Genomic DNA, 22,576 nt, shown 5'->3' on the forward strand with positions numbered 1-22,576 from the left:
GAGATGACACTTACGGGAGACCTAAAATCTTTCAGTTTTGCTGATATTCTTCAGGTTCTCCACTCGGACGAGAAGAGCGGTGTTTTAATCGTTGAGTGGAAGGATATGACCGTAGCTTACTACATAAAGGACGGAGAGGTCGTTCTCGCACGTCCCGTTGATAAGGTATTTAGAGTTTATACCGACAGGGATTTTGAGAAACTTTTAGAAAAATTAAGACTAAATAAGAGAAACCTTGCGGAAACGCTAAAGAAGTTTCTATTCCCGAGACTTGACAATAGAGATGGCGTTTTTTCTTTCACTAAAGGCTTTATCCATTATCCCGACGATGTTCCGGTATACTACCCCGCGGAATACATAATAATGGAAGCCGCAAGAAGGTTGACCTTGGAGGAAGCGGAGAGAAAGATATCGGATGAGCTTCTCGTTTTTGAAAAGGCCCCCGATTGGGAAAAGAAAGTTGAAAAAGCGGGGTTAACAGAAGAGGAGAGAATAATACTTGACCTCGTTGATGGAAAAAATACGGTAAAGGATATCCTTGAGAAAAGTAAGCTTGATAAACTAAAGGTTTACAGAACCCTATACGGCCTTTTATCAATAGGAGCAATAAGGAGAAAGAGAAAGAGAGTAGAGAGAAAGCCCTCTATATCCCTTGACCTTCTCGCCAAACTTATGGAAAAAATTAAGAGGCTATGAAGGATAAGGACACAAAGAAAATAAAAATAGTTATTGCGGGACCTTTTGCTGCGGGAAAAACGGAGTTTATAAAAACCGTAAGCGAGATAGAACCCGTAACAACGGAAAGAAAGATAACACATTTTCAAGAGAAGGAAAAAAAGGACTCAACAACGGTTGCCATGGATTTTGGAAAGATTAAAATAGACGATGAACACGAACTATACCTTTTCGGAACACCCGGGCAGACGCGCTTTAACTTTATGTGGGACATTCTGGGAAAGGGGGCTCTTGGTGTTGTAATTCTCGTGGACAGTACGGACCCATCAACCTTCCACGAGGCGAGAAAGATAATAAACTTCTTTCAGAGCAGGTTTCCCATACCGATGGTTGTAGCTGCAAACAAGCAAGACCTTCCAAACGCCTGGTCTCCTAAGGATGTAGCTACAGCCCTTGACATATACGAGGAGGAAGGTATTCCGGTTATAGGTATATCCGCAAAGAATAAGGAAGACGTTAAGAAAACCCTTCTCCTACTTCTTGAACTCATAAAGTCAAACTTAGAAGAGAAGAAATGATATACACCGGAATAGACGGCAGTAAATGGTTTAGTATATCCTACTCCCTTCTGAAAAAGACTTGGAAACCTGTTAAGAAGAAGGGAAGAAAGATATACGTTATTCCCTCCCATCTCTGTTTATTGAAGAGGGAAAAGCTTGAGGAAGGGCTGAAAGCTTCTGAACTTAAGGAATTCTTAATTTATGAAGCGGAAGAATACGGGGCAAATCTGTGGGACTTTAAAGCTCAGAACGGCTTTTACTACGTCGTTTTTGTAAAAGATTTTTCCCCTCCCGAAGATTACTACGCCCTGGATTGTGAAATTTTTTCCCTGGCGAGAATATCAAAAGTTCTGGAAAAACCAAATCTGAAGATTATTGATATAGGAAGAAGGAAGACAACCTTTGTAGAGGTTAAGGATTACGAAGTAAAATCTTACAGGGTTATCCTCAAGGGAGCGGAGTTTTTAAAGGAAAAGGGAAATGTAAAGGAAGCCTTTGAAGAAATCCTCGAAAGCTCCGGGCTAAATTGGAAGGGGGAGGAGGTACTTCTTAGTGGTGGGGGAAGCAGGATTGTAGAACTGGAGGAATTTTTTAAGGTCATTAGAAATCCCTACTGTGAACCTGAACTTAACTCCGCATTCGGTGCTTCCCTAAAATACGTTTATAAAGACCCATCTCCCGAGTTTAGAAAGCTTGAACTAACACCTTCCGAGCAAAAAGCTCTCTTGCTTATAACGGGGCTCGCAACTCTTTCTTTTATCTCTTATTTCTCCTTTAAGGATTATGTCAAAAAGAAAATAGTGATGGAAGTAAATCGGGAGAAAAAAATTCTCTTTTCCCAGAAGTTCCCGAACATGCCTCCGATTTTGGTAGAAGAGCAATTAAAGACTATAAAAAAGAGAGAAAAGAATGAATTCTTCAATAAACTTTATAAAGCTTTCAGTAATCTACCTGAAGGTGTAAAGATATACAGGATTGAGTATAAAAAAGGTATTTTAAAAATTGTAGGAGAAGCGGACGAAAAGAATATAAAATTAATAAAAACCGAAAGAATAAGGAAAACTCCTGAGGGAAATTACGAATTTGAGGTGGTAATAAAATGACACTTCCGAGGAACATGATTATTTTCTTTGTAATTTCTCTCCTATTATTTTATACATATAACTTTATTGAAGATTTTAAAGACTTTAAAAACTTCGTAAACAGGGAATATCTTTCCTTTAAAAACTTTCTTTTTGAGCTTTATAACGTAAAGAAAAGAGAAAATGTTGCTTTAACAGAAAATTATATAAGGGAAATTTCAAAGAAATTGGGAATAGAGATGAAAGAGCTTGTATATGAAAACGGAAAATACAGGATGAGAATAAAAAAAGTTGAGTTCAGGGAATTGATACTCTTCTTAGAGCGTATTTCAAAGGGAGGGGAAGTTGAGCTTGTAAGACTTGTTGACAACACGGGAAAGGGAATATTTGAAGCAGAACTCATCTTGAAACCCTTCTAATTACCTTCACCCTTACGTAATAGGGATTTATTGCAATGGGCTCTATAAGAATAGGTATCGGTGTAGTCGCTGTTACCCTTACCCTATGCATACCTTCTTTAAGATTTCCAACATCTACGTAAACCCTTACTCTTTCTATGAGCTTAGACTGGAGAAGCTTCCTTGATACGAGGAGTGTAACATCAACAAAGGGTGGGCTAACTTCGTATTTATACTCCTCCCTTTGGTTTTTAAGCTCAACAAAACGCGTTATATCAAGAGGAAGCCTTTCACCGAAGTTTACCGCAAGCCATATAGATATTCCGAGAATGAATGAGAGCAGTAAGTACTTAAACTCCTCCCTACGACTCATGTTTAACTCCCAGAAGGCTGAAGAGTTTATCCTTTAAAAGTTCCGGGTCCAAAATTTTTTCGAGATTTCCCTCAACTGCAACCGATATCTCACCCGTTTCTTCGGAAACAACTATCGCTACCGCGTCGCTCAATTCAGTTATTCCAACAGCAGCCCTGTGTCTCGTTCCGTATCTCTTGGGGAGTTCTGGATTTTTAGAGAGGGGAAGAACGCAGGAGGCGAAGGCTATCCTGTCATCCCTTATTACGATGGCTCCATCGTGAAGGGGAGTGAGGGGATAGAAAATTGTTATAATAAGCTCCGCGGATATGTAGGCGTCTATGTATATGCATCCCTCCAGCAGGTCCTCTATATTCTGCTCCCTCTCTATAACGATTAACGCTCCTATCTGCCTCTCGGCCATAAACCTGCAAGCTCTAACGAGCCTGTCTATTGAACGCTCTTCGTACTCCTTTATCTTGAGAACCTTTGTTCTTCTTCCTATGTTTGCAAGCGTTCTCCTTATCTCGGGCTGGAAGATAACTATTAGGGCGAATAGAAGAATGGTCCAGAGTTTCTCAAATATCCAAGAGAGGGTTGCGAGGTTAAGGACTTCTGCGGAAGTCCAGAGAAGCCCGAAAAGAATAATAACTCTTAGAAGGTAAAGACCCTTTGCTGCGTATAAAAAACGTATGAATAAGTAGAAAAATAGCGTTAATCCCAGTATATCTACCGCATCTCTCCACCCGAAGAATTCCTTAATAAGACTAAACTCCATCGTAGGTTCTTACCGCATCAAGAAGGGCTAAAAACTCCTTTGTTTCCTTAACGTCGTGAACCCTCACTATATGAGCTCCTCCCAAAACGGCGGGTGCCAAAGCCCCGAGACTTCCGAATAGTCTCTCCTTAGGCTCCGTTTTTTTATTGAGAAAACCCTCAAGTATTAGACCTATAAAAGACTTCCTTGAGACGCCTACCATCAGTATCTTCCCAAATATCTTAAACTCCGAAAATCTCTTGAGTATCTCAACGTTATGTTCAGGAAGCTTGCCGAAACCTATTCCTGGGTCAAGGATTATCTTTTCCTCCTCTTTGTATCCCTCTTCCTTCAGCCTTCTTATTCTCTCTTTAAAGAAACCGATTATCTCCCCCACCACGTCATCGTAAATTATCGGTTCGGTTTTCCAAGTTTCGGGCCTTCCCTTTATGTGGTTTATCACGTAAGGACACCTGTACTGGGATACAACCTTAAGCATTTTCTCGTCAAAGGTTCCCCCACTTATGTCGTTTATTATGTCCGCTCCCTCATCAAGACAGGCTTTCGCCACTTCCGATTTGTAAGTATCTACCGATATCCACACGTCGGGAAGCTCTTTTCTCACTTCCTTCAAAACGGGGAGAACTCTTTTCAACTCCTCTTCCGCGGTAATTCTTTCTGAGCCTGGCCTCGTGCTCTCTCCCCCTATATCTATTATCTCCGCACCCTCCTGAACCATCTGAACCGCCCTTTTTACGGCTTTTGAGGGCTCAAGATATAAACCTCCGTCAGAAAAACTATCGGGAGTTACGTTTAAAACTCCCATAACCGCTGTTTTTAAACCCAAGGGAAGTATTTTTTTGTTATAGTTTAACTGAAAATACTTCTTTCTGTATCTAATGAGTGCTTCAAGAATTTCTTTAGCTATATTTTTCCCTTCAGCGTGTTTTGAAATCTCCGAACAAAAATCCCTTATGCTTGCCTCAGAACTGCATATTACAAGTTTTCCCTCATTGTAAAAAACTTTTACACAGCTTTTCCTTCCAGCTTCGTGTATGAGGGAAGGTGGTAAGTTAATACGTTCAAAGTATATACAATGGAAGATTCCCTCAAAAGCCCTTAAATCAGCTTCTTTAAAGAATACGCCTACTCTTTCCTTAAGGAATTTGTAAAATAAATCCCTGTCTTCAAAGTGTTTGATTAACATTAAGTAATATTTTAAGGGAGAAAGGGGCTCAGCACTTACATTCCTTTACCCCGAGAGCCCTGTATAGGCTCATCACGGGACACCAGTTCGTAAAGGCGGACTGAATCTGGTTGAGAGACATAAACACTATGAAAGCCTTCCAGAACCAGTGAACGTCTTTCGCGGGCAGTATCCCAAGTAAAAACACAATCATGAGAACCGTTCCGGAAGTAAGTCTCAATAGCCTGTCCATTGTCATCATAACACCTCCTTTAAGATATTAGCATATTCTAATATAATGAATTCATTAAAATTTTCCAGGAGTCTTAAAATATAGGGGAATATGCTCCGAACCATTATTTTTCTTATTCTTTTTATCTGTTTTTCATTCCCCCTTGAGATTATTCTGAAATCGAACTATTCCCTAAGGAAGAATAATATAATCTCCGTTATAAATAGAAATAATTATAAAGAAATAATAAAAATACTCAAAGAAATTCCAGAAATAAAAGAAATTAGATATAAAGTTGAAGGAAAGAAGCTCTACATATACGTTATGAGATATCCGATAATAAAGAGAATTGATATAAAAGGCAATGTATTCTTTCTGAATGAAGATATAAAAAATATCTTAGGTTTAGAGGAAGGGGGAATACTTTACTCGGAAAATGAGAGGATTTACGAAGAAATATTAAAGCAAGCATATATTAACAAGGGATTTTTAGGTGCAAAAGTTAAGGTAAAAATTTATGTAAATGAAAAAGGGGAAGCTTACATAAAAGTTCTGGTAAAGGAAAATAACCTTTACTTTTTAGGAGGTGCTGAGTTTAAAGGGGCTAAATCCTTTAGCGAGGAAGAGCTTTTGGAAGCTTCCGACCTCATTATCGGAAAAGTCTTTAACTTTGAAGATATAGAAAAGGGAGAAGAAAAGCTTGAAAGTTTTTATAGAAATAGAGGATTTTACGAGAGCTTTGTATTCTTCAAGGAGCTTAGGAAAAAAAGCGTAAAAGGTAGATTTACTCAAGCCCTTTTCCCCAAGGAGGAAAACTTTTTAAAGAAGCTTTCCATAGGACTTTCAAACCTTATCAATCACCCACTCGCTACTATAAAAGCCCTTTTTGGCAATGCAAAGTTGGGAATACCCGTTTATGAAATTTACGAAGGGGAAAGATACAAAATTATATTTAAAGGAAACAGATTTTTCTCAGATAGTGAACTTTTATCCCTTCTTGATAAAGAAAATGTCGGATTGGATATATTTACACTGGAAAACTTAAAAGAGAAAATCTTAAAACTTTATAGGGAAAAAGGGTTTTTTGACGTAAAGGTTGATTATGAATTCAAAAAGAATAGAGTAACCTTCTCAATAAAGGAGGGGAAAAGATATATATCAGAAGTGGAGATAAATAGGGAAAGGAAGACAATTCCTTATGATAAAGAAGCAATTAATAAATTAATAGAAAACAGATTAAAAACTTTGAGAAAAAAAGGATATTTAGGAGTGTTCTATGAAATAGATGAGAGAATTGATAAAAAAAGGAAAAGAGTTTCCGTAAAAGTGAGGATAAACAGGGGCTTCAGATATATCCTCACCGGTATAAAAATAAGGGATGAGGAATTTAAAAATATAGAAGAAAGGTTAAATAAATCCCTTCCTTCAATTTTTAAAGGGGAAATTATAGAAAAGGTACATAGGGAAATTTTAGAAAAGCTGAGGGAAAAGGGGTACTTTGATGCAAAAATCTCAATTGAAAAAAAGGAAAGTATATCGGGCAACGATTTGTTAATTCACTACGACATAAGAGTAAATAGGGGAAAAAGGTACACTTACGGGTACACACTCGTATACGGACTTGAGAAAACCGCCTTCAGGGAAGTAAATTACATGCTCATTAAGGATAAGTACTTTTCAAAGAAATACGAGGAGGAGAGCACCTGGAACCTGATGGAGAGCGGTATATTCAGAAGCGTAAGGCTTGATAATTACATAGATAGAAAGAGAAAAAAGGTTCATAGATTCCTTTACTTAAACGAGGCAAAGAGGGGATTGTTTGAGTTCTCTTTAGGATACAGCACGTTCGAAAACATTAAAGTTTCCGGAGGGCTTACTTTAAGAAATCTATTCGGAATAGGACTTATAGGTGGTATAAACGTTTCAAAAAGTTCTAAAATTAAGGAGTATAACCTGTTTTTCAGGGATAACTTCCTGTTTTCAAGGCGCTTCCTCGGGGACACTGCTCTCTTCAAGGATTACTCAAAACACAACACATATGAGTTTTTCTCGGAAGGATATTCCCTAACATTAGGCTTTAGGTTCAATCCTTTCAGCATTTTATCCCTTTCCTTTACAAACTTTAACGGGACTACGAGGGGAGCTGAAAAGGTTAAGGGAAATTTTTCAAAGGTTTCCTTATCCTTTATTAAGAGAGGTCTTCTGAGTCTTTCATTTAGCCGGGCTTACGGAAGGAGAGATTATTACAAAATTAATCTCTTTTTTAGAATTAAAAAAGTTCTAAGTGAAGAAAAGTTGGGAATTAGAATGAAAACCTCATACGGATACGTATCAAAAGATGCTCCTATTTTTGATAGATTTTTTCTCGGCGGATACTTTAATATGAGGGGATACTCCTATGAAAGTATAGGTTCGCCTTACGGCGAAAGACAGATGCTTTATATAAATCCCGAAATTTACCTCCTGATAAGGAAAAGTATTGAGCTTATTTTCTTTTCGGAGTTCGGGAAGGTTTCAAACAGATTTCCCTCACTATACAAGAATATGAAAAAGGATATAGGTTTTTCGGTGGGATTGAGAACTCCCGTAGGGCTTGTGAGGGGAGATGTTGCCTATCCCCTGGATGAAAATAAAATCACACTTTCAAAGTTTAAGTTTTATCTCTCGGTAGATTTCTACTTTTAGTTTATAAATTTATTCCTATGCCCAGATACGCAAATACCGAGAAGCTTAAGGAGGAAAAGAAAGAAAAGATAATAAGAACCGCCTGTAAGCTATTTGCCCAAAAGGGATACCACAACACCACGATGCCTGACATAGCGAAAGCCCTCAATATGAGCGTGGGAAACCTTTACAACTACTTCCCATCAAAGGAGGAACTCGCAAAGGAAATAATGATATACACATCAAAACTTCTCGGTGAGAAACTGAGGAAGGTTAACGAGCTTGATACCGACTTTTATGAAAAGACGAAACTCCTCGTTAAGAGCTTTTTGGAAACAGCTATAGAGGAGCCCGAGCTTATTAATTACTTTTTAAAGGTTTACCTTGTAAACAGAGAGGTTTTCAGGGACGGATGCGAGGGGTTTGCCTGCGTTAGCGACGTTGTAACGGAGATAACGATTTTCGTGAGCGACGGTGTTGAGAAAGGTATTTTCAGAAATCAGGACTTTTTTACGGCATTTGTCACTGTAATGGGACCACTCGGGGGTATAGTTTTCTTACATAACGAGGGATTGCTTGATAAGCCCTTAATGGATTATGCGGATGAGCTTGCAGAAAATATATGGAGAGCTTTGAGGGTGTAAAAATGCCGAAAATTGTCGTCTCAAACATAAATATGGCTTTTGAGGGAATGGAAAACGAAACCATAATGCAGGTGCTTTACAGAAACGGGATAGAGATAGACAGCGCGTGCGGCGGGCACGGCCAGTGTACCTCTTGCAGGGTTATAATCCTTTTCGGCTCTGAGAATCTGTATCCCCCCGAGTTTGAGGAGAAGGACACCCTTGAGGAGAACGGAATGAACCTGGAAGAAGAGAGGCTCTCCTGTCAGGCGAAGCTAAACGGAAAAGGAGACGTCGTTATATATCTGCCGTGAAAAGTATGTTAAAATTGAGAAAAATTTTTAATTGAAAATAAAAATAGAAAAGCCTATAATTCCTGAAAAAGGAGGTGGGAAAGATGAGAGTGTTCGCAATACTTTTGATAGCTGTAGCCTTTACCTTTGCTAAGATAAAGCTCGTATCTCCTGAAGAGCTTTACAGCATGCTCAAGAAGGAAAGAAACATCGTCGTTCTTGACCTCAGGAAGAGTATAAAGGAATACTGGAAGGAACACATACCGGGTGCCCAGTGGATACATTTTGAAGCCTTCAGGTTTCCGAATAGGGGAACCCCTGCTTTCTTCATACCCGTTGACCTATTCGTGGAAAAGCTTGAAAGAATGGGAATTGATAAAAATACAAAAGTCGTTCTCTACGACGCTGAGGGAACCTTTATCCCCTTCTACATAGCCTGGGGGCTTGACTACATAGGGCATCCGGAAGTTTACGTCCTTCACGGAGGATTCAACCACTGGAAGGACAAGGACCTTCCGACTACGAAGGACTACCAGAGAGTAAACCCCAAAGTTTACGGCCTTTACGAGATAAACGAATCAATAAGGGCTGACCTCGATTACGTTAAGAGAGCTCTAAAGAGAAAGGACGTTGTCTTCCTGGACGCAAGGACGCCAGAGCTTTACGAAGGGAAGGCGGGATTCTGGAAAAGGCTCGGTCACATAAAAGGGGCTGTAAATAGGTTCTGGAAGATGGACTTTGAGGAGAGGGTGAACAAATACGGAAAGAAGTATTATCTCCTTAAACCAAAAGAAGACATAAGCCTCTTTTACGAAAGTCTGGGAATAGGAAAAGGCAAAGAGGTAATCCTTTACTGCGGTCAGGGACTCATGTCCGCCGCAACCTACTATGTCATAAAGTACTATCTTGGCCTTACGGATAAGGTAAGGCTCTACGACGGCTCCTGGAACGAATACTCCCAAACGAACCTGCCGAAAGAGCCTTAAGGCTCCTTGCCTTTCCTCATAAACCTTTTTAAAGCGGGAGGTAAATTTCTAATCATGAAGGTATTCACCTTAAGGGAAGCAAGGGAACTGCTTGTAAAGATTAAGCCAATAGCGGAAGACATAAGGTATAAAAAGGATGAGCTTAGGAAACTTTACGAGGAGCTTTCCGCTCAGGAGGACGAGCTTGAACAGATGTACTTAAAGACGAGGATAAAGGAGATAGAAGCACAGATAAAGAGGCATCTCGCGAGGATAGAGGAGCTCGGAGGAGTGATAAAGGGGATAGAACCTCTCCTCGTTGACTTTCTTTCCGAGCATGAAGGGAGGTATATATGGCTCTGCTGGAAGGAAGATGAAGAAACGATAATGTACTGGCACGAGCTGAACGAGGGATTTGCGGGAAGAAGACCAGTTGAAGAGCTGGAAGAGTCTGAAAAGCTATTCTAACTTCTCCGAATAAACGTAGTAGTTGTATAAAACCTTTTTCGTATACCTTTTGGTCTGGTCGTAGGGAATAAGCTCAATAAATAAGAAATCGTCCTCGTATCTCTTCCATCTCTTTACAGCGTTGTGTCCTGCGTTGTAGGCGGCTATTATCCTCACCAAATCCTCTCCAAATAGGTCTCTAAGGTAGGAAAGGTATGCGGTTCCCAGAATTACATTGACCTTTGGCTCGAATATATTCCTTACTTTTATCCCTAACCTTTTAGCCTTCCACCTTGCTGTGTAATCCATTAGTTGCATCAATCCTTTCGCTCCCGCATAGGACTCCGCCAAGGGGTCAAATAAACTTTCCTGTCTCATTATCGCGTATATTAACGCCTCGGGAACTCCGAACCTTTCGGAAGCTTCTCTAACTAGCTCCCTGTAAGGAGTGGGATGAGAAACATATCTGTATATTTCAGAGTCAGTTCCGTATTTGTTCACCGCAAGCCTTATTGAGATGTATGGGTCCAAACTCTGGAGGAGGAGTATATCTCCTCTTGAAACCCTTTCAATATTCTTCAAGGCCTCATAGCGCATATAGTTTAAAAAACCGAGTTCGTAAATTTTCTTCAGCTCGTAATAAAGGCTCGGCGGAAAAATATCCGTAAGGATAATATCCTTGTGAACCTCCATTCCGAGTATTTTTCTTGCAACCGCTCCGTAAAAGTTATCGTATTTAGATGTTTCTTCTAAATATTTGTAGGCTTCCTTTACTTTTTCCAGATTTACATAAGTTTTAAATAACCAGAATAAACGTTTTGCTTTATCAATTTCCCTTTTGGGGGAGTATTTAAGAAAATAATTTTCCGCATTCCTGTATCTTCCGAGCAAGTAGTATGCAATTCCCAGGTAGAATTTAGCCTCTTCATCCCCACTCTGTTTTAAAAAGGTTATAGATTCTCTAACTCTTCCCCTTTCGAGGAGCTCCTTCCCCGCAATAAAACTTAGGAAAGGATAAGTCTTAACAAGCTTGTTTATTTCTTCGTAATTTTCTTGATTTAGTAAAATATAAAAGAGAATTTCTTTTGATTTTTCATTTTCACATTTTCTAAGTGTATTTATCGCTTCTCTTACTTTCTTTAAACGGTAAAGGGCTCTTCCTTTTAGGATACAATCTCCCGATAGTCTTAAAACCTCTCTATATAATCCCCTTCTAAAGAGCTTCTGTGCTATCTTCTCCTTTTCTTCTCCTGTGAATTTATAATTTTTTAACTCTTTTAAAAAGAGATGGGGATGGCTTAATATTAGCTTTTTCGGACTTATTTTGTACTTCTTGTAGAGTTTCCTCAGAAATTTTAACCTTTCCTCCCCGTATATGTTTTGTGGTCTTAGGAGTTTTAAAAAATAGCGTGTTTTTTCACCGTCCTTTTTGTGATAAATGAGAATAAGGTTATAAAGAAGTTCATCCCTGAAGGGAGCATCGGGATACTTTTTTAATAACTTTTCCCCAAGGCTTATATCTTTAGTTTTGAGAAATTCCGCATATAGCTTGTATTTTTCCGCTATTCCGCCGAAGGCAAATAGAAAAGTGAGAAGTAATAAAAGAAGCCTCATATCAGCCTCTGAATCCTTTCTATCTTCTTAGCCCTTCCGCTTTCCTCTTCCACCTCAACGAAAATCCCGTTAAACATTATCTCCCCTTTATCCTCAACCTCAAACCTTCTCGGGAGGCTCAGTAAGAACCTCTCTATCGCCTCTTTCGGTTTCATGCCTATGGCGGAATACCATACGCCCGTCATACCTACGTCTGAAACGTAAGCGGTTCCCTTCTTAAGTATAAACTCGTCCGCGGTCGGAACGTGGGTATGGGTTCCGTAAACGAAGGAAGCCCTCCCGTCAACGTAAATCCCGAACGCCCACTTCTCGGAGGTCGCTTCAGCATGAAAATCAACAATTATAATCTTCGTCTCCTTTGATAGCTCCTCGTATATCCTGTCAAAGGTCTTGAAGGGATTCTCAAGGTTGCAGTCCATAAACACCTTTCCCATAAGGTTTATAACTCCGAACTTAACCCCGTTTTTGGTAAAAACTCCGTAGCCCCTCCCCGGAACCCCTTCGGGGTAGTTTGCCGGCCTCAGGAGATTGGGAGACTCATCTATGAACTGGTATATCTCCTTCTTATCCCATATGTGGTTTCCCGAGGTCATAACGTCAACACCGAGTTCAAGGAGCTCCTCGTAAACTTTTTTAGTAAGTCCAAAACCTCCCGCTGCGTTCTCAACGTTCACTATAACAACGTCGTAGCCTACCTCTTTCTTTAGCTGAGGGAGGAGTTCTCTCAAGGCCTTTCTTCCGGGCCTTCCGATGATATCACCGACGGCGAGTATTCTCATAGTATCATTTTAAAATGCTCTGGAGGAGGACCCTCAGGATTTGGCTCATAGCCCTTTCCCAAAATGCAAGCTTTACCCTCTTTATCCTCCTTCTCTTCACACTCCTTAACTTCGTTATACTCATTCCCCTTATAGGTGTCTTCTCCTTCTTTATCCAGAACCTTATTAACTTCAGTCTGATAATACTCTTTTCAAAGATATACCTTAAGGTGGACGGGGAGGAGGAGGCTTTCAGAAAGGAGGTTGAGAAACTCAGATACGGAAATGCCTTCTCCTACGTGAGGGAAGCCTTTATGTTAACGGTTGCAACCTATCTTATGAGTATAGGTGTTTTGATAATAGTCGTTTCCATACTTCTCCTTCTAGGTCTTATCTTCGGCATATCCCTTCTCACTTTCGGGACTGCACCCTCTCCCTTATTCTTGCTCCTTGGTCTCATCGTAGCACTCATTATTTACTTCTCGGTTGTAACTTCTTACCCCTCCTTCTTTGCGAGAACCGTAATAGAGGCAAAAAAGCCCGAGGACTACTTTACGCTCTTCCTCACAGCTCCCTTCTCAAAGCTTTTATGGAAATTAAGCTTCTCTCTGGAAGTTCTCCTCTCTTCCTTTATAGTAGGGGCTATTTCCCTGCTTATCTTTATAGCCCAGGGAGTTGGAACCTTCTTATTCCCGCCGATTGGGCTGTTTTCCTACTTCATAACCTTCGTAAATCTCCTTTTAATTTACCTTTTCGGTGTTATAAGCGTTCACTATCTTTTAAAGCGTGGTTAGAGTAGCCATGAGGTTCGTTTACTTTATCTGCTTTCTCGTTCTCTTCATCCTCGGAGTCATAGGTCTTCTTCTTCCCGTAGTTCCCTCCTCTCCCTTCTTCATACCATCCCTTTACTGCCTGAATAAGGTATTCCCGGGCATTGTGAGGAGGATACTCAGCGTGAAGTTTATCCGAAAGTATATACCTAAGAAGGTTCTTGAGAGGCTAAATTAATTATCCTATGAGAGCTTTGAAGTTAAGGGAGTTATACGTGGTTAACGAGATAACTAAGATTTTATCGGGGGAGCTCACCTTTGACAAGAGCCTGAGGGAGGTTTTAAAGATACTTTACTCCTACGTCGGAGTTGATTACAGCTTTATAGCTGTAAAGGAGGGGAAGGGCATAAAGATAAGGAGTTTCTTCGGATACATACCCCGTAAGCTCGTCTCCTTCAAGAAGGGGGAAGGCGTGACGGGAAGAGTTTTCAAGAGCGGGACCCCCGTTGTAATTCCTTCCGTGAAGAGAAGCGGTATATTCGCAAATAAAACAGGAATAGGTAAGTATCTGACCGATAAACACCACCTCGTTGCGGTTCCCGTAAAGGTAGGGGGGGAGATAGAGGGCGTTCTCGTAACCTTCAAGGAGTTTGAGAACACCGAGAGCGTTGAGAAGTTCCTTGAGACCTTAAGCGTTATAGGAAACCTACTCGGAATGTTCTTCAAGCTCCACGAGAAGATGGAAGAGGAGAGGAAGGAGTGGGAAGAGGAGAGAAAACTCCTTACGAGAGAGCTCCAGGAGAAATACACCCTCCACGGGATAATAGGAAGGAGTAAGGCGGTAAGGCGGTTAATAGAGCTCGTTGAGAAGGTTGCAAAAAGCGACAGCACGGTTCTCCTACTGGGAGAGAGCGGAACTGGAAAGAGCTTGATAGCCCGAACCATTCATTACGAGAGTCCCAGAAAGGAAAAGCCCTTCGTTACGGTGAACTGCGCAGCAATACCCGAGAACCTGCTTGAAGCGGAACTCTTCGGATACGAGAAAGGTGCATTCACGGGAGCATACGCACCTAAGAAGGGAAAGTTTGAGCTCGCAAACGGGGGAACCATATTCCTTGACGAGATTGGAGATATGCCCCTCAGCCTCCAGGCTAAAATCCTGAGAGTTCTTCAGGACAGGGAGATAGAAAGGCTCGGGAGCGAGAAGACCATAAAGGTTGATGTGAGGATTATAGCGGCGACAAACAAGGACCTTAAGAAGCTCGTTGAGGAAGGCAAGTTCAGGGAGGACCTATACTACAGGCTGAACGTAATACCTATATACGTCCCACCCCTGAGGGAGAGGAAGGAGGATATCCCCCTCCTGATACAGCACTTCCTAAAGGAGTTTAACGAGAAATACGGAAAGGAGGTTTACCTTACAAAGGAGGCGATGGAGAGACTCCTTGAGTATGACTACCCGGGAAACGTAAGGGAGCTCTCAAACATAATAGAACAGCTCGTCATACTGAACGAGGGGAAGGTTGATACAACGGACCTTCCCGAATACCTCAGGAAGGAAAAAAACAAGCCCAAGGGAGACCTCCAGAGGTTCATAGAGGAAACCGAAAAGAAGAGGATAATTGAAGCCCTTGAAAAGACGGGATACGTAAAGTCCCGAGCCGCTAAACTGCTTGGATACACCCTTAGACAGCTTGACTACAGGATAAAGAAGTATGGCATAGAGGTCAAGAAGTTCTGAGCCTTTTTCTCGCCTCCCTCAAAAGCCTTTTTTGCCTTTCCCTCCCCTTCTTCATAGAGCTTCTCAGCCTGCTAAGCTCCTCAAGAATGTTTTCAATATCTTCCGGGATACAGCTCTCAAGCTTTTCTCTTAAAGCCCTTGAGAGTGCAGGAACCTTCCCCGAGGTTGATATACCTATTACGAGATTGCCTCTTTTTATGACTGAGGGAAAAATAAAGTTGCAAAACTCGGGAGAGTCAACGGAGTTGCAAAGGATTTTTCTTTTCTCACACAGCCTGTAAATCCTCTCCTGAAGCTTAATGTTATCAACCGCAACGATTACTATATCAACCCCCTTGAGGTCCGAGGGCTTGAACCTCCTTTTCACGAGCTCAACCTTACCCATATTTCCTAAATGGAGAAGCTCCTCAGTAAATTTTGGCGAAACTACCTTCACGTTTGCCCCGAAGGGAAGGAGGCTCTTTACCTTACGCGTCCCGACCTTTCCTCCGCCGACCACGAGAACCTTCTTACCCTTTAGGTTAACGAATAGGGGAAAGTAAGCCATCTCACTCCTTCTTGTAAAACTTCACGAGCTTACCGCTTACCCCGTCAATTATGGCGGTTCCCCTAACACCCTTTACCTTGTATAAACACTCACCCGTTTTCCTTCTCTTTGTAAGGTAAAGCTTATAAACCTTTCCCGTGTAGGGCTTTGCCTCCCTGAGGGCAACCTCCCCGTCAACTACCTTATCTATGCAGTCCCTCAAATACCAGGGCTGGGCAAAGAGAAAACTCACCAGTATAAGCGTAAACGCTACCATGCCTCTTATACAAGTATACATCCTTATGGTTCACCTTTAAGCTCTCAACGAGGGGAAAGTTTCTCTTCCTGCAGTCAATTAAATACTCCCAATCCTTCACATACTTACTCTTAATGAGTGCCTCACCCTTCAGAAAGCCCACGTATAGGCAAAAATCCTTTATGTGGGGACAATCACAGGCAACCCTTGAGTCCTTAACAAGCTCGTAAACCTCCTTTGCCCTCTCTTTCGGCTTTCCCCTCCTCTCATCAAGGTAGGGAAGGTAAAGAAACCCGTAAATAAAACGGATAAACACGAAGAAAAACATCGTAAAAACGAGAACTTTTTTCCATTTATCCGAGAGAAACTCCTTTATCAGGTATCCGAAAATAACCGCAAGAACAGGAAAGAGGGGAAGGACGTATCTCCCCCTGCTCGTTGCGGATATGAGATAGGGAATGTAATTAATAAAAAGCAGAAATAAAAGAAACTTTATATCATTTCTTAGCTTTACGTTCCTTGAAAGGATTATTCCTAAAACGAAAACGGAAGCGGGAAGCGTCTGCTTTAGGTTTAGAAGCGGATATGTGATGAGATGTTCTATAAACTTCCCTATATTTTTTGAGCTCTCAACTCTGCTAAAGCTCTCCTCCCAGAGTCTTCTTATGTAAAAGGTCGGATTCTCCGAGAAGGGAAGCCACCATAGGGAGAAGAGAATGGCAAGCACATAGGAAAAAAGAGCGTGTGGTTTAAAAAGTAATGAGATTTTCCTCTTGAAGAGTGCCACCGCAATTAAGCTGAGACCAAAAAAGGCAAGGGCGGGAAAACCTTTTATCATAAAAGCTATGCCCGTCAGGAGCGAAGAAGTGTATAGATAAATCGGCTTCTCGGTTCTGTAGAACTCGTAAACCTGTATGAATAGAAGGGTTACAAAGAAGGAAAGCGCCATATCTATTTCCGCAAGCCATCCATACCAGAAAAGAACGTCGGAAAAGGTTATGAATATGCCCGCGGAAAGAAAAGCGGTTTTTTCATCAAGTATCTTTCTTGCAAAGAGATAAACGAGCAATGCGTTCAGAAGCGTGAACACTATAGTTACCGCTCTCGGGGTGATAATGTCCCAGCCGAGGAGTTTTGAGGAAAGAACTATAAACCAGTTGAAAAGAGGGGGTTTGTTGTAGTAGTTATCTCCGAGTATTGTAGGCTGGAAGTAGTTTCCGAAGTGAGCCATCTCGTAGGCTACTACCGTTCTCGTTGCCTCCTCTCCCCTGAAGGGAAAATCGTTTATGTAGGGAAAGAGGGAAAGGAAGGAGAATAAAACGAGAAGAACAAAAACCCTTTTTTCCATAAAAGGAGATTTTAACCTAAAGCTTTCGCTTCCTTCTCAACCTCAACCATTACGTAAACCTTATCTCCCTCCCTTACCCTTTCAATGGTTTTAAGTCCTATAACGTCCCCTTTCTTCGCTACTTCTATAGGATTTTTATCAATCTGCATGCTCTCCACCTTCTGCCTTACAACACCCGTTTTCTTGCCTATTATGTGGATTATGTCCCCAACCTTTAGCTCCCCGCTCTCAATCTTTACCTCCGCAACGCTTATTCTCGGATAAAACTTGAGAACCTTTCCGACGTAAACCTTCTTTTCCTTTGCTATACTTTCGTTTATTCCGAAGCTTGCCTTACCAAAGTAAAAACCGCTGTCCCATTCCCTGTGGTAAACCCTGCTCACCATATCTATCAGCTCGCTCCTCAGCTTATCGGTAAAGCTTCCCTCAAGTAGTGCGTCCCTTGCGGTTCTGTAAGCCTTCGTTACCATATAAACGTAATCGGGGTTCTTGCTCCTTCCCTCTATCTTCCAGGCGTCAAGGAACATAAGATGTTCAACTATATCAAGGGTCATGAGGTCTCTTGCGGACATAACGTAGTCCTCTCCAAGAATGTATTCAGCCCCCTTTGCGTTGGGATTTAGGTCCCTTATAACGACCTGAAACTCGTGCCTGCAAACCTGGAAGCATTCCCCCCTGTTTCCAGACTTCTGGAACACCTCGTGGCTGAGGAAGCACCTTCCCGATATAGCCATACACATAGCTCCGTGAACGAAGGCCTCAATCTCAAGATTCGTGTTCTCCTTCAGTTTTTTAAGCTGGTATAGGTTGAGCTCCTTTGCGGGAACTATCCTTTTTATACCGAGATTTTCAAAGAACTTGGCACTTACCGAGTTCGCTATACCCGTCATCACCGATGCGTGGGTCTCTATGCCAAGCTCAAGGGCTTTCGTCATGACCGCAAAGTCCCAGGCTATCACCGCATCTATACCGCTTTCCTTTACCCTGTGGAGAACCTCCTCAACGTAAGGTATATCCTCATCGTAAACAATTGAGTTGAGGGTAAGGTATGCCCTTACGTTGTGCTCCCCGCAAAATTCCTTTATATCTTCCAGCTCTTCTATTGAGAAGTTCTTCTTCAGGGACCTCTGGTTGAGTTTATCAAGTCCGAAGTATATAGCCTCCGCTCCCGCTTTTATTGCAGCGGATAAGCCTTCCCAGCTTCCCGCAGGCGCGAGTATCTCGGGTTTTCTCATAACAGGAAATTTATAGAACAAGGATTATTCTTTTTGTATGATAAATCCTCATGCTTGAGCTTAAGTTTAACGAGGAAGGTCTCATTCCCGTAATCGCTCAGGACTATAGAACGGGAGAAATTAGAATGGTCGCCTACGCGAACGAGGAAGCCATAAAGAAAACCCTTGAGACGGGATACGCTCACTACTACTCAAGGAGCAGAAAGAGGATATGGAAGAAGGGGGAGACTTCGGGAGAACTACAAAGGGTAAAGGAGATAAGGGTTGACTGCGATGGCGATGCTCTCATATACGTAATAGAGCAGGAGAAAAACAGGGCCTGCCACACGGGAGAGAGGAACTGCTTTTTCAGAACCATTGACGGAAAGTCTGTTAAGAAACCTCTTCCCTTTGAGGTATTGCCGAGACTCCAGGAGGTTATAAGGGAAAGACTGAAGGAAAAGCCCGAAAATTCTTACACCGCAAAGCTTGCCTCGGAGGGAAGGGAAAGGGTTTTCCAGAAGTTTGGAGAGGAGTCCGTTGAGACCCTTATCGCTTTAATGAAGGGGAAGAAGGAAGAGATTATTTACGAGACAGCGGATATGCTTTATACCTTAATCCTCTCCCTTGAGATGGAAGGAATAGACGTGAAGGAGGTAATGGAGGAGCTGATAAGGAGGTTCAAGTAATCAGACCGCAACAGCCTCCTTTTCTCCGAGTGCGAGCCACCTGTAATCAACGTTAAACCGCTTGGCTATGAAAACGAGCGTTGCATCGCAAGGCCTTGATATGCCCTTTTCAAACTCCTCAAGCTTCTTGGGGGATATGCCTATAGCCTTTGCGAACTCCTCTACGGAAAGTCCTCTTTCTTCCCTTACCTTCCTTATCCTCTCCCCTACTCCAATCATCGCTCCACCTCCTTTTTTATTAAAATTTTAGGAAATGGGTAAAAAACTGGCAAGAAGAATAGCCCATCTAAAGCCCTCTCCAACGCTCCAGATAACCGCAAAGGCAAAGGAGCTTAGGTCTAAAGGTATAGACGTGATAGGCTTCGGGGCGGGAGAGCCTGACTTTGACACCCCTGAGTTTATAAAAGAGGCCTGCATAAGGGCTCTCAAAGAGGGAAAGACAAAATACGCACCCTCCGCGGGCATTCCCGAACTCAGGGAAGCTATAGCGGAAAAGCTTTATAAGGAAAACGGGATTTCTTACAAGCCTTCCGAAATAGTGGTATCCGCCGGTGCTAAGATGGTTTTATTCCTTATCTTTATGGCGATTCTTGACGAGGGGGACGAGGTATTGCTCCCATCCCCCTACTGGGTAACCTATCCCGAGCAGATAAGATTTTTCGGGGGTGTGCCCGTAGAAGTTCCCTTAAAGAAGGAAAGGGGCTTTAAACTCACCCTTGAGGATATAAAGGAAAAGGTTTCCGAGAGAACGGTAGCCATTGTTATAAACTCCCCGAACAACCCAACGGGAGCGGTTTACGACAAAAAAGAGTTTGAGAGGATAGCGGAGTTCTGCCTTGAGAGAAATATTCTCATTATTTCGGACGAGTGTTACGAACACTTCACCTATGACACGGAGTTTATAAGCGTTGCATCCCTCTCCGAGGAGGTAAAAAGAATAACCTTCACCGTTAACGCATTCTCAAAGACCTTCTCAATGACGGGGTGGAGGGTCGGCTACGTTGCCTGTCCCGAGGATTACGCAAAGGTGATAGCGAGCCTGAACAGTCAGAGCGTATCAAACGTGACGACCTTTGCCCAGTACGGAGCCCTTGAGGCTCTTAGAAATCCTCAATCAAAGGAGTTTATAAGAAGTATGAGAGAAACCTTCAGAAAGAGAAGGGATAAAGCTTACGAGATGCTGAGGGAAATCCCGGGAGTTGACGTTTTTAAACCGGAGGGTGCCTTTTACATATTCCCCGATTTCTCCTCATACTCCCGGAAGCTTGGAGGGGATGTGAAGCTTTCGGAAATTCTCCTTGAGAGGGGAAAAGTTGCGGTTGTTCCGGGCTCAGCCTTCGGTGCGGAAGGGTTTTTAAGGCTTTCCTACGCCCTTTCCGAGGATAAACTCGTTGAAGGCATAAGGAGAATAAAGGAAGTCCTTGAGACCCTTTAGGTTTCTTCCCTCACAACCTCCTTTATCTTCACCCCTATCTTTCCGTCTATAACGACGAGCTCACCCTTTGCTATGAGCTTTCCGTTTACCTTTATATCTACAAAGTCTTTAACCTCCCTGTCGAGCTCTATAACCGAGCCTATGCCCATACCGAGGAGCTCACCTATCGTTTTCTGAGCTTTCCCAACAACAACTTCTATATCTACGGGTATGTCCGAGAACTGCTGTATGAGTTCAATGAGGTTCTCCCTCTTCTCTTCCTTCTCCTCTTTTTCCTCCTTAACCTTCTCCTCGTCCATCTCCTACCATATTTTCTATTTCTTTTAAAAGCTCGTCAACCATATCCTTCTCGTCAACCTTCTTTATTGGTTTCCCCTCCTTGAAGAGCCATGCAAAGCCTCTCCCGCAGGCGAGACCTATGTCCGCCTCCCTCGCCTCGCCTATGGCGTTTACAACACAGCCCATAACCGCAACCTTAAGGGGCTTTCTTATTCCCGAGAGCTTCCTCTCAACCTCCTTAACTACCTTCGGAAGGTCAACCTCTATCCTTCCGCAGGTGGGACAGGCAACTATCTCAACTCCTCTCCTTCTGAGCCCCAAAGATTTCAGAATCTCGTAAGCGGTCTCAACCTCAACCACCGGGTCGTCGGTGAGGGAAACCCTCACCGTATCCCCTATTCCCTGGTAGAGGAGAATACCTATTCCCACGGAGGACTTTATTATCCCTTTGTTCCCCATACCTGCTTCCGTTATACCTATGTGGAGGGGAACATCCGTCTCCTTTGCGAATATGAGGTTTGCCTTTACGTTCTCAAGAACATCCGAACCCTTTATTGATACCTTGTAGTTCGTAAATCCCCATTTTTCAAACTTTTCGGACCACCTCAGGGCACTTTCCGCAAGGGCTTCCGCAGATGGATATCCGTATTTCTCAAGCAAATCCTTCTCAAGGGAGCCCGAGTTTACCCCAATCCTTACCGCTACACCTTTATTTTTAGCTTCCTCAACAATCTCCCTAACTACTTCTTCCTTACCGATATTTCCGGGGTTTATCCTTATCCCGTGAACGCCTTTTTCCATTGAGAGGAACGCATAAGAAGGCGCGAAGTGTATATCCGCTATTATGGGAACGGGGCTGTTTTTTACTATATCTTCAAGGGCTTCAACGTCCTCCTTATGGGGAACAGCAACCCTCACAATCTCACAACCAGCCTCGTAAAGTCTTTTTATCTGGTCAAGGGTTGCCTCAACATCGTGGGTTTTCGTTGAGGTCATGGACTGGACGACTATGGGAGCGTCTCCGCCTATCTTCACCCACCCGACCTTTATCTGACGGGTCTTCCTTCTCTCAATCATAAAAAAATAAGGTATAACGAAGGAAAGGTTAAACCTATGTTTTTTCTCTCTTTTCTATAAAGCTTTTCCCTTCCTGTAAAAGTAGATAAAGCCCGAGACGTTAGCACCTATCCGGTCGCTCATAGCGTAAAAATAAGGAATGTAAAAACCCACCCAGCCGTAAACGTTTACCCCCTAAGGCTCTATTTCCGAAGTCTATCCACCAGGGAATGGTCATTCCTACTAACTTTCCCCATCCGTAAGCCTGGGCAAGGCAATATACTTCCCCCTTATCTTCTTTCCCTTCCTCCATGAAGGATATTCTAAAGCCTTACTTTGGCATCTCTTCAAGGTCCTTTATCAGCGTTTCTATGTCTATGGCGGGCATGGTGAGCGTTCTTATCGTTCCCCTTGAGTTTAGCTCAACCGCCATCTTAACAACGGTATCGTTATCGGGAGCCTCTATTATATTTACAAAGTCGTAAGGCCCCATAACCGCATACTGAGCGAGAATCTTAACCCCGAACTTGTCCATAACTTCCTTATCAACCTCTTTTATCCTTTTTGGGTTGTTTTTGAGGGTTTTTGCACCCTCGTCGGTTAAGGTTGTTAACATAACAAATACGGGCATTCTTTCCCACCTCCTTACTTATCA

28 protein-coding genes are annotated in these 22,576 nt (G+C 42.4%); 14 read left to right on the forward strand and 14 right to left on the reverse strand.

The features are described 5' to 3' along the window. The first annotated feature begins 3 nt into the window (after positions 1-3). From ACYQZ0_RS08480 to ACYQZ0_RS08495, 4 genes are read left to right on the forward strand one after another with little or no spacing between them, the layout of a single operon-like run. On the forward strand, positions 4-696 hold the full coding sequence (locus ACYQZ0_RS08480) for a DUF4388 domain-containing protein (RefSeq protein WP_459776160.1): 693 nt from the start codon (positions 4-6) through the stop codon (positions 694-696). Further along, positions 693-1,253 carry a GTP-binding protein gene (locus tag ACYQZ0_RS08485; protein ID WP_459776161.1) on the forward strand — a complete coding sequence of 187 codons (561 nt, stop codon included), beginning with the start codon at positions 693-695 and terminating at the stop codon, positions 1,251-1,253. The genes ACYQZ0_RS08480 and ACYQZ0_RS08485 overlap by 4 nt, the downstream gene beginning before the upstream one ends. Further along, positions 1,250-2,338: a type IV pilus biogenesis protein PilM gene (locus ACYQZ0_RS08490; RefSeq protein WP_459776162.1), complete on the forward strand. Its 1,089-nt coding sequence runs from the start codon at positions 1,250-1,252 to the stop codon at positions 2,336-2,338. Before ACYQZ0_RS08485 ends, ACYQZ0_RS08490 begins: the two co-directional genes overlap by 4 nt. Continuing rightward, entirely contained in the window at positions 2,335-2,736 is a 402-nt protein-coding gene (locus ACYQZ0_RS08495) for a hypothetical protein (RefSeq protein WP_459776163.1), read from the forward strand. Before ACYQZ0_RS08490 ends, ACYQZ0_RS08495 begins: the two co-directional genes overlap by 4 nt. Here the strand turns inward: ACYQZ0_RS08495 and ACYQZ0_RS08500 are convergent. Genes ACYQZ0_RS08500 through ACYQZ0_RS08515 form a run of 4 tightly spaced genes read right to left on the reverse strand, consistent with a single transcriptional unit; the run spans position 2,717 to position 5,269 of the window. After that, on the reverse strand, positions 2,717-3,088 hold the full coding sequence (locus tag ACYQZ0_RS08500; protein WP_459776164.1) for a YbbR-like domain-containing protein: 372 nt from the start codon (positions 3,086-3,088) through the stop codon (positions 2,717-2,719). The genes ACYQZ0_RS08495 and ACYQZ0_RS08500 overlap by 20 nt on opposite strands. Beyond that, positions 3,078-3,845 (reverse strand): diadenylate cyclase CdaA, encoded by a 768-nt coding sequence (gene cdaA, locus ACYQZ0_RS08505; protein WP_459776165.1) that lies wholly within the window; start codon positions 3,843-3,845, stop codon positions 3,078-3,080. The genes ACYQZ0_RS08500 and cdaA overlap by 11 nt, the downstream gene beginning before the upstream one ends. Then, complete coding sequence (gene folP / locus ACYQZ0_RS08510) at positions 3,835-5,031, reverse strand: dihydropteroate synthase (RefSeq protein ID WP_459776166.1); 1,197 nt, start codon at positions 5,029-5,031, stop codon at positions 3,835-3,837. The genes cdaA and folP overlap by 11 nt, the downstream gene beginning before the upstream one ends. A 28-nt stretch (positions 5,032-5,059) precedes the next feature. Then, positions 5,060-5,269 carry a YgaP family membrane protein gene (locus tag ACYQZ0_RS08515; RefSeq protein WP_459776167.1) on the reverse strand — a complete coding sequence of 70 codons (210 nt, stop codon included), beginning with the start codon at positions 5,267-5,269 and terminating at the stop codon, positions 5,060-5,062. 297 nt (positions 5,270-5,566) lie between these two features. Between ACYQZ0_RS08515 and ACYQZ0_RS08520 the strand changes: the two genes are divergently transcribed. The 5 genes from ACYQZ0_RS08520 (at position 5,567) to ACYQZ0_RS08540 (ending at position 10,255) form a co-directional block, all read left to right on the forward strand. Then, a complete protein-coding gene (locus ACYQZ0_RS08520; protein WP_459776168.1) occupies positions 5,567-7,927 on the forward strand; it encodes an outer membrane protein assembly factor in 2,361 nt (786 codons plus the stop codon). Between the two features lie 17 nt (positions 7,928-7,944). Further along, entirely contained in the window at positions 7,945-8,550 is a 606-nt protein-coding gene (locus ACYQZ0_RS08525) for a TetR/AcrR family transcriptional regulator (protein WP_459776169.1), read from the forward strand. Between the two features lie 2 nt (positions 8,551-8,552). Then, positions 8,553-8,843 (forward strand): 2Fe-2S iron-sulfur cluster-binding protein, encoded by a 291-nt coding sequence (locus tag ACYQZ0_RS08530; protein ID WP_459776170.1) that lies wholly within the window; start codon positions 8,553-8,555, stop codon positions 8,841-8,843. Between the two features lie 83 nt (positions 8,844-8,926). Then, complete coding sequence (locus tag ACYQZ0_RS08535) at positions 8,927-9,808, forward strand: sulfurtransferase (RefSeq protein ID WP_459776171.1); 882 nt, start codon at positions 8,927-8,929, stop codon at positions 9,806-9,808. 54 nt (positions 9,809-9,862) lie between these two features. Next, positions 9,863-10,255: a DUF2203 domain-containing protein gene (locus ACYQZ0_RS08540; RefSeq protein WP_459776172.1), complete on the forward strand. Its 393-nt coding sequence runs from the start codon at positions 9,863-9,865 to the stop codon at positions 10,253-10,255. Here the strand turns inward: ACYQZ0_RS08540 and ACYQZ0_RS08545 are convergent. Together ACYQZ0_RS08545 and ACYQZ0_RS08550 are read right to left on the reverse strand one after the other, a co-directional pair. Beyond that, on the reverse strand, positions 10,247-11,848 hold the full coding sequence (locus ACYQZ0_RS08545) for a transglycosylase SLT domain-containing protein (RefSeq protein ID WP_459776173.1): 1,602 nt from the start codon (positions 11,846-11,848) through the stop codon (positions 10,247-10,249). The genes ACYQZ0_RS08540 and ACYQZ0_RS08545 overlap by 9 nt on opposite strands. Then, positions 11,845-12,627 carry a TIGR00282 family metallophosphoesterase gene (locus ACYQZ0_RS08550; protein WP_459776174.1) on the reverse strand — a complete coding sequence of 261 codons (783 nt, stop codon included), beginning with the start codon at positions 12,625-12,627 and terminating at the stop codon, positions 11,845-11,847. The genes ACYQZ0_RS08545 and ACYQZ0_RS08550 overlap by 4 nt, the downstream gene beginning before the upstream one ends. A 14-nt stretch (positions 12,628-12,641) precedes the next feature. Between ACYQZ0_RS08550 and ACYQZ0_RS08555 the strand changes: the two genes are divergently transcribed. Genes ACYQZ0_RS08555 through ACYQZ0_RS08565 form a run of 3 tightly spaced genes read left to right on the forward strand, consistent with a single transcriptional unit; the run spans position 12,642 to position 15,118 of the window. Next, complete coding sequence (locus ACYQZ0_RS08555) at positions 12,642-13,400, forward strand: hypothetical protein (protein ID WP_459776175.1); 759 nt, start codon at positions 12,642-12,644, stop codon at positions 13,398-13,400. A gap of 7 nt (positions 13,401-13,407) precedes the next feature. After that, positions 13,408-13,614, forward strand: coding sequence for a YbaN family protein (locus tag ACYQZ0_RS08560; protein WP_459776176.1), 207 nt, complete (start codon positions 13,408-13,410; stop codon positions 13,612-13,614). A 7-nt stretch (positions 13,615-13,621) separates the two neighbouring features. Next, on the forward strand, positions 13,622-15,118 hold the full coding sequence (locus tag ACYQZ0_RS08565; RefSeq protein WP_459776177.1) for a sigma 54-interacting transcriptional regulator: 1,497 nt from the start codon (positions 13,622-13,624) through the stop codon (positions 15,116-15,118). Here ACYQZ0_RS08565 and ACYQZ0_RS08570 read toward each other — a convergent pair. Genes ACYQZ0_RS08570 through ACYQZ0_RS08585 form a run of 4 tightly spaced genes read right to left on the reverse strand, consistent with a single transcriptional unit; the run spans position 15,105 to position 18,483 of the window. Continuing rightward, positions 15,105-15,665, reverse strand: a complete 561-nt coding sequence (locus ACYQZ0_RS08570; RefSeq protein ID WP_459776178.1) for a precorrin-2 dehydrogenase/sirohydrochlorin ferrochelatase family protein — start codon at positions 15,663-15,665, stop codon at positions 15,105-15,107. The two genes, ACYQZ0_RS08565 and ACYQZ0_RS08570, sit on opposite strands and share 14 nt — an antisense overlap. Position 15,666: 1 nt before the next feature. Further along, positions 15,667-15,921: a hypothetical protein gene (locus tag ACYQZ0_RS08575; protein ID WP_459776179.1), complete on the reverse strand. Its 255-nt coding sequence runs from the start codon at positions 15,919-15,921 to the stop codon at positions 15,667-15,669. After that, positions 15,848-17,248 (reverse strand): ArnT family glycosyltransferase, encoded by a 1,401-nt coding sequence (locus tag ACYQZ0_RS08580; protein ID WP_459776180.1) that lies wholly within the window; start codon positions 17,246-17,248, stop codon positions 15,848-15,850. The genes ACYQZ0_RS08575 and ACYQZ0_RS08580 overlap by 74 nt, the downstream gene beginning before the upstream one ends. Positions 17,249-17,259: 11 nt before the next feature. After that, positions 17,260-18,483, reverse strand: a complete 1,224-nt coding sequence (locus ACYQZ0_RS08585; RefSeq protein ID WP_459776181.1) for a U32 family peptidase — start codon at positions 18,481-18,483, stop codon at positions 17,260-17,262. Between the two features lie 50 nt (positions 18,484-18,533). Here ACYQZ0_RS08585 and hisIE point away from each other — a divergent pair, with 50 nt between their 5' ends. Further along, positions 18,534-19,151, forward strand: coding sequence for a bifunctional phosphoribosyl-AMP cyclohydrolase/phosphoribosyl-ATP diphosphatase HisIE (hisIE, locus tag ACYQZ0_RS08590; RefSeq protein ID WP_459776182.1), 618 nt, complete (start codon positions 18,534-18,536; stop codon positions 19,149-19,151). Here the strand turns inward: hisIE and ACYQZ0_RS08595 are convergent, their stop codons facing one another. After that, positions 19,152-19,370, reverse strand: coding sequence for a helix-turn-helix domain-containing protein (locus tag ACYQZ0_RS08595; RefSeq protein WP_459776183.1), 219 nt, complete (start codon positions 19,368-19,370; stop codon positions 19,152-19,154). It abuts the gene before it with no gap. Between the two features lie 34 nt (positions 19,371-19,404). Here ACYQZ0_RS08595 and ACYQZ0_RS08600 point away from each other — a divergent pair, with 34 nt between their 5' ends. Then, positions 19,405-20,586, forward strand: coding sequence for a pyridoxal phosphate-dependent aminotransferase (locus ACYQZ0_RS08600; RefSeq protein WP_459776184.1), 1,182 nt, complete (start codon positions 19,405-19,407; stop codon positions 20,584-20,586). Here the strand turns inward: ACYQZ0_RS08600 and fliN are convergent. The 3 genes from fliN to ACYQZ0_RS08615 all read right to left on the reverse strand — a co-directional run bounded on the left by fliN (position 20,583) and on the right by ACYQZ0_RS08615 (position 22,552). Further along, on the reverse strand, positions 20,583-20,885 hold the full coding sequence (gene fliN, locus ACYQZ0_RS08605; protein ID WP_459776185.1) for a flagellar motor switch protein FliN: 303 nt from the start codon (positions 20,883-20,885) through the stop codon (positions 20,583-20,585). The genes ACYQZ0_RS08600 and fliN overlap by 4 nt on opposite strands. Beyond that, the gene (ispG, locus tag ACYQZ0_RS08610; protein WP_459776186.1) at positions 20,866-21,942 is read right to left on the reverse strand and encodes a flavodoxin-dependent (E)-4-hydroxy-3-methylbut-2-enyl-diphosphate synthase; all 1,077 of its coding nucleotides are present in this window, start codon (positions 21,940-21,942) and stop codon (positions 20,866-20,868) included. The genes fliN and ispG overlap by 20 nt, the downstream gene beginning before the upstream one ends. Before the next feature lie 310 nt (positions 21,943-22,252). Then, on the reverse strand, positions 22,253-22,552 hold the full coding sequence (locus ACYQZ0_RS08615; protein ID WP_459776187.1) for a GYD domain-containing protein: 300 nt from the start codon (positions 22,550-22,552) through the stop codon (positions 22,253-22,255). Positions 22,553-22,576 lie beyond the last annotated feature (24 nt).

The sequence above is a fragment of the Aquifex pyrophilus genome (assembly GCF_054656935.1).

Coding starts and splice junctions, on each gene's coding strand:
- ACYQZ0_RS08480 (WP_459776160.1), top strand. CDS start 4: ATGACACTTACGGGAGACCTAAAATCTTTCAGTTTTGCTGATATTCTT.
- ACYQZ0_RS08485 (WP_459776161.1), top strand. CDS start 693: ATGAAGGATAAGGACACAAAGAAAATAAAAATAGTTATTGCGGGACCT.
- ACYQZ0_RS08490 (WP_459776162.1), top strand. CDS start 1,250: ATGATATACACCGGAATAGACGGCAGTAAATGGTTTAGTATATCCTAC.
- ACYQZ0_RS08495 (WP_459776163.1), top strand. CDS start 2,335: ATGACACTTCCGAGGAACATGATTATTTTCTTTGTAATTTCTCTCCTA.
- ACYQZ0_RS08500 (WP_459776164.1), bottom strand. CDS start 3,088: ATGAGTCGTAGGGAGGAGTTTAAGTACTTACTGCTCTCATTCATTCTC.
- cdaA (WP_459776165.1), bottom strand. CDS start 3,845: ATGGAGTTTAGTCTTATTAAGGAATTCTTCGGGTGGAGAGATGCGGTA.
- folP (WP_459776166.1), bottom strand. CDS start 5,031: ATGTTAATCAAACACTTTGAAGACAGGGATTTATTTTACAAATTCCTT.
- ACYQZ0_RS08515 (WP_459776167.1), bottom strand. CDS start 5,269: ATGACAATGGACAGGCTATTGAGACTTACTTCCGGAACGGTTCTCATG.
- ACYQZ0_RS08520 (WP_459776168.1), top strand. CDS start 5,567: ATGAGATATCCGATAATAAAGAGAATTGATATAAAAGGCAATGTATTC.
- ACYQZ0_RS08525 (WP_459776169.1), top strand. CDS start 7,945: ATGCCCAGATACGCAAATACCGAGAAGCTTAAGGAGGAAAAGAAAGAA.
- ACYQZ0_RS08530 (WP_459776170.1), top strand. CDS start 8,553: ATGCCGAAAATTGTCGTCTCAAACATAAATATGGCTTTTGAGGGAATG.
- ACYQZ0_RS08535 (WP_459776171.1), top strand. CDS start 8,927: ATGAGAGTGTTCGCAATACTTTTGATAGCTGTAGCCTTTACCTTTGCT.
- ACYQZ0_RS08540 (WP_459776172.1), top strand. CDS start 9,863: ATGAAGGTATTCACCTTAAGGGAAGCAAGGGAACTGCTTGTAAAGATT.
- ACYQZ0_RS08545 (WP_459776173.1), bottom strand. CDS start 11,848: ATGAGGCTTCTTTTATTACTTCTCACTTTTCTATTTGCCTTCGGCGGA.
- ACYQZ0_RS08550 (WP_459776174.1), bottom strand. CDS start 12,627: ATGAGAATACTCGCCGTCGGTGATATCATCGGAAGGCCCGGAAGAAAG.
- ACYQZ0_RS08555 (WP_459776175.1), top strand. CDS start 12,642: ATGCTCTGGAGGAGGACCCTCAGGATTTGGCTCATAGCCCTTTCCCAA.
- ACYQZ0_RS08560 (WP_459776176.1), top strand. CDS start 13,408: ATGAGGTTCGTTTACTTTATCTGCTTTCTCGTTCTCTTCATCCTCGGA.
- ACYQZ0_RS08565 (WP_459776177.1), top strand. CDS start 13,622: ATGAGAGCTTTGAAGTTAAGGGAGTTATACGTGGTTAACGAGATAACT.
- ACYQZ0_RS08570 (WP_459776178.1), bottom strand. CDS start 15,665: ATGGCTTACTTTCCCCTATTCGTTAACCTAAAGGGTAAGAAGGTTCTC.
- ACYQZ0_RS08575 (WP_459776179.1), bottom strand. CDS start 15,921: ATGGTAGCGTTTACGCTTATACTGGTGAGTTTTCTCTTTGCCCAGCCC.
- ACYQZ0_RS08580 (WP_459776180.1), bottom strand. CDS start 17,248: ATGGAAAAAAGGGTTTTTGTTCTTCTCGTTTTATTCTCCTTCCTTTCC.
- ACYQZ0_RS08585 (WP_459776181.1), bottom strand. CDS start 18,483: ATGAGAAAACCCGAGATACTCGCGCCTGCGGGAAGCTGGGAAGGCTTA.
- hisIE (WP_459776182.1), top strand. CDS start 18,534: ATGCTTGAGCTTAAGTTTAACGAGGAAGGTCTCATTCCCGTAATCGCT.
- ACYQZ0_RS08595 (WP_459776183.1), bottom strand. CDS start 19,370: ATGATTGGAGTAGGGGAGAGGATAAGGAAGGTAAGGGAAGAAAGAGGA.
- ACYQZ0_RS08600 (WP_459776184.1), top strand. CDS start 19,405: ATGGGTAAAAAACTGGCAAGAAGAATAGCCCATCTAAAGCCCTCTCCA.
- fliN (WP_459776185.1), bottom strand. CDS start 20,885: ATGGACGAGGAGAAGGTTAAGGAGGAAAAAGAGGAGAAGGAAGAGAAG.
- ispG (WP_459776186.1), bottom strand. CDS start 21,942: ATGATTGAGAGAAGGAAGACCCGTCAGATAAAGGTCGGGTGGGTGAAG.
- ACYQZ0_RS08615 (WP_459776187.1), bottom strand. CDS start 22,552: ATGCCCGTATTTGTTATGTTAACAACCTTAACCGACGAGGGTGCAAAA.